Genomic DNA, 3,358 nt, shown 5'->3' on the forward strand with positions numbered 1-3,358 from the left:
TATGAATTGCCTGCTCGTGATGTGCGGATGGTGTTGGTTAATCACTGTTCGGCGGACGAAATATCTCAATAATATCATTGAGCAGGATCACCGTTTTATTAAGAAACTCACTCGACCTATGCAGACGGTATTGCCAAATTGTTGTGGGACAATTGTGAAGCATGACCAAAGGTTGGGTCATGCCCTCATTTCGGCGGTATAATCGACCCAGAGGCTGAACGCATCTGACCGGGCGTGGCGATATGAGGTTGCGGTGAGTTGATAACGGCGCGGTCGAAAGATCAGGTTGATCTGGTCACGCGCAAACAGAAACCTTTGAGCCTGCCGGTGGGACTTGAACCGACCCATTATCTTCTCTCGTTTACGGGTTGGTCGATGCGACACTTCAATCGCATTGTTTAGACCTTTGTGGGCACGGTGATCAGCGTCCGGGGCCAGTGTTTTGATTGGCTTGATGTAGCTTCGCAATTTATCGGTTATGACGACCCTTGGTTCACCAAACCTGGCGGCCAATCTTTGGAAAAAAGCGCTTTGCTGCTTTGGCATTTCGGCGTGTTTGCACGAGGATATCAAGAACATCTCCATCGGCGTCGATCGCGCGCCACAGCCAGTGCTTCTTGCCACGGATTGTGCGCACGACTTCATCCAAATGCCACTTATCGTTGGGTCGCGGGCGATCTCGACGGATGCCGTTAGCAAAGTGTCGACCAAAGCGATTGACCCAGAGCCGGATCGCTTCTCGGCTAACAATCACACCTCGCTCAGCTAGCAGGTCTTCAACATCTGCAGTACTTAACGCAAAACGATGGTAAGCCCAAACAAAGTAAGCAATGACCTCACGAGGATAACGAAAGCCCTTTAGGCGAGGTATATTGCTCGGAATTTTCATGACGGTGGCATAGTGAGATCACGCCGAGCACACAACTTGGCAATATGCGGCGTGCTGGCGGTGATGCAACGTGCCTAAATACAACAAACGGCAGCAATGGGCCGTTCCTGTCCGTTAGGTTTATGCGTTTTTGGTTAATGCTGCATTTGGTACGAACGTCCGTAATGCGCGATCAAGACAAGTTCACTTTCTTGAACAGAAGTTTAGCTCATGCCTTTAGACGCTCTCTAAAGTACCACCGGTTTTCCGTGTGGTGTATCGTGGTAGGCCTTTGCCCATGCATCTTTGCGCACTGTCAGATCAGCCTCAGCAATGGGGGTGTGGCGCACTGTCAAGGCTTCGACAGCGCTGAGGACGGCTAGATAATACGTATCTTCGGTATCGGGGGCGCCACTGGCATCGGCGCTGGCCAACATGGCACCCAGAGCGGTTGCCCAATCGGTTGCCGTGAAATGTCCCCCGCGTATCATAGTATCGGCCAAAGCCAGTGCTTGAGCGTGCCAGCCTTCGCTAAAATGCGGCTGAGGTGGGGCCAGTGGATCTTCAGGTTTGAACAAAATAGCTTTCCCATAGAACGACCCGGACCGTGTCATGTTCGGAGGCGCTTTCGCCCCATAACTCTCGTGCGGTGAAGGCGGCAGTGTAGTGATGCTCGTGCTTTGATACGCCTTTGGCATAAGCGTCAGCCAGTAAATAGGCCCCACGGTAGGCTACAATTTTGCCCGTTCGTCCGCGTGCATAGCGGGGGAGCCGAGTGTGATCTGTGTTGATGTCTTGCACAGTTGTCACGGCTTGGCCGACCTCAAAGTGCGGCTTTGTTGTCAGTTCGCACCGGGTGCTCGTGGCGACTGTGCGGACGATCTCGACCACGTCCGCCACAGTTTTTGCAGGGGACGGCGCGAGGCGTTCGGTTGGCGTGCCGGACAACAATTCGTCTGCAGTGAAAGTCCCTGATGTGATGAAGCCCGTCGTGTACGTCAGCATCCATTTCTCGAAATAAGGGGTGTTAAGGTAGACCTCTGGGGGAAGCCGCTCAATGATGTGACGCCACCAATCAATCGTCCAGTCTGGGTGGAAGAGGCTGCGAGACAAGGCCCACATCCGGTTCTCCCACTCGGCCAGCTCGACGTGGTTTTCATGGTCAACCTTAACGGGGCCGAAGCCCTGCATACCACCAAGATCATGCACGCCATCCATTATTGAGTACCCACTTTCAGATCTCGATCCGTGCCGATCATCGAATTGCGTGTGACAATGCTGGCCAGTTGTTCTTCGGTCCATCCATCCGTGCCCAAGGGGCGCTGAGGGATCACAATGTAGCGTAACTCTGCGGTGCTATCCCAGACATGGATAGCCATGCTTTCGGGGAGGGTGACGCCGAATTCCTGAAGGACCTTGCGCGGCTCACGAACAGAGCGGGCGCGGTATTCCGATTGTTTGTACCATGCGGGCGACATGCCGAGGATTGAAAACGGGTAGCACGAGCATAGGGTGCAAACGACCATATTATGGTCGCCGTCAGTATTAAGCAGCGCTTGCAGATCGCCAGTTGCATGACCCTCAAAGCCAAATTCAGCGATGGCCTTTGGAGCATCTTCCAACAGGCGTTCCATATAATCCGGATCTAACCACGCGCGCGCGACAACCTGCGCACCGCGTTTGGGACCGATCTTTTCAGCGTAGGCCTCGACCCATGCATCAAGAGTTTCCGGAGCGACCATACCGCGCTCAACCACCAGAGATTCCAACGCTTTGACCCGTAATGCCGGATCAGGCGGCAGGTGGGAATGGAGGTGGCGGTGAACCTGAGCAGCTTCGTCGCCGTCGTATTTTGTCATGTATTCTTCCGGTTAATATGAAGTGATTGGGCGATCTGGTGCGGCGCATGACGCGCCCACAGAAGATGACGCAAAGCAGCCAATTGCGCAACTGCAGCGAAAAGATCACGCGGTCCGCATACCGACGTTTGAGGCAACAAAATCCTGCGCCGAGTACGAATGTCTGCTTCGACGGGCCGCATTGCTGCATGTTGATTGGGTGGCGAAGGTCCGGTTTGGGCCGTAATTTCGGGGTCAGTTTTGCCCGTTTCCCGAAACCGGACTTTGGCTGCGATGCAGAAAAATGGTAAAGAGGGCTCCTTGCCGACCTTCGCTGCATGTGCGCCTAAACCCCTCCTATTCTTTCCTCACGTCAAGGTCGGCACTGCGGGACAAAGCGCCATTTCGCTGCACGTTAACCAACGGCAGCTTTCAGGTCGCTGTCTCAACGGTTGCGGTAGGTCTCGCGGACTGCCGTTTCCACAAAGTGACGATGATTCCTGTGATTACAATCTCCAGGGCTGCGAATAGGGTCATAGCCGTCAGCAGGCCAAGCATATCGGCCAATGCGCCACTGGCTATCACAGGAAGAGAAAACCCAAAATACGCATAGACAAATAGTCCAGCCGTCGCCCGAGCGCGATCCTGTGGA

At 54.1% G+C, this 3,358-nt stretch carries 3 protein-coding genes and 3 pseudogenes; 1 reads left to right on the forward strand and 5 read right to left on the reverse strand.

All coding sequences use genetic code 11. From position 1 onward, the window contains the following. Nucleotides 1-121, forward strand: a pseudogene (locus tag ABJQ89_RS10295) (IS6 family transposase); the annotation flags it as partial. Nucleotides 122-177: 56 nt separating this feature from the next. Here ABJQ89_RS10295 and ABJQ89_RS10300 read toward each other — a convergent pair. The 5 genes and pseudogenes from ABJQ89_RS10300 to ABJQ89_RS10320 form a co-directional block, all read right to left on the reverse strand. Beyond that, nucleotides 178-889, reverse strand: a pseudogene (locus ABJQ89_RS10300) (IS6 family transposase). Nucleotides 890-1,116: 227 nt separating this feature from the next. After that, nucleotides 1,117-1,446 (reverse strand): nitrile hydratase accessory protein, encoded by a 330-nt coding sequence (locus tag ABJQ89_RS10305; protein ID WP_348496152.1) that lies wholly within the window; start codon nucleotides 1,444-1,446, stop codon nucleotides 1,117-1,119. Continuing rightward, nucleotides 1,433-2,086 carry a nitrile hydratase subunit beta gene (nthB, locus tag ABJQ89_RS10310; protein ID WP_348496153.1) on the reverse strand — a complete coding sequence of 218 codons (654 nt, stop codon included), beginning with the start codon at nucleotides 2,084-2,086 and terminating at the stop codon, nucleotides 1,433-1,435. The genes ABJQ89_RS10305 and nthB overlap by 14 nt, the downstream gene beginning before the upstream one ends. Beyond that, a complete protein-coding gene (gene nthA, locus ABJQ89_RS10315; RefSeq protein WP_348496154.1) occupies nucleotides 2,086-2,727 on the reverse strand; it encodes a nitrile hydratase subunit alpha in 642 nt (213 codons plus the stop codon). Before nthA ends, nthB begins: the two co-directional genes overlap by 1 nt. A 411-nt stretch (nucleotides 2,728-3,138) precedes the next feature. Then, nucleotides 3,139-3,358: pseudogene (locus tag ABJQ89_RS10320) on the reverse strand (MFS transporter); the annotation flags it as partial.

It is taken from the genome of Planktotalea sp. (assembly GCF_039984035.1).
In the GTDB taxonomy this organism is placed as follows: Bacteria; Pseudomonadota; Alphaproteobacteria; order Rhodobacterales; family Rhodobacteraceae; genus Planktotalea.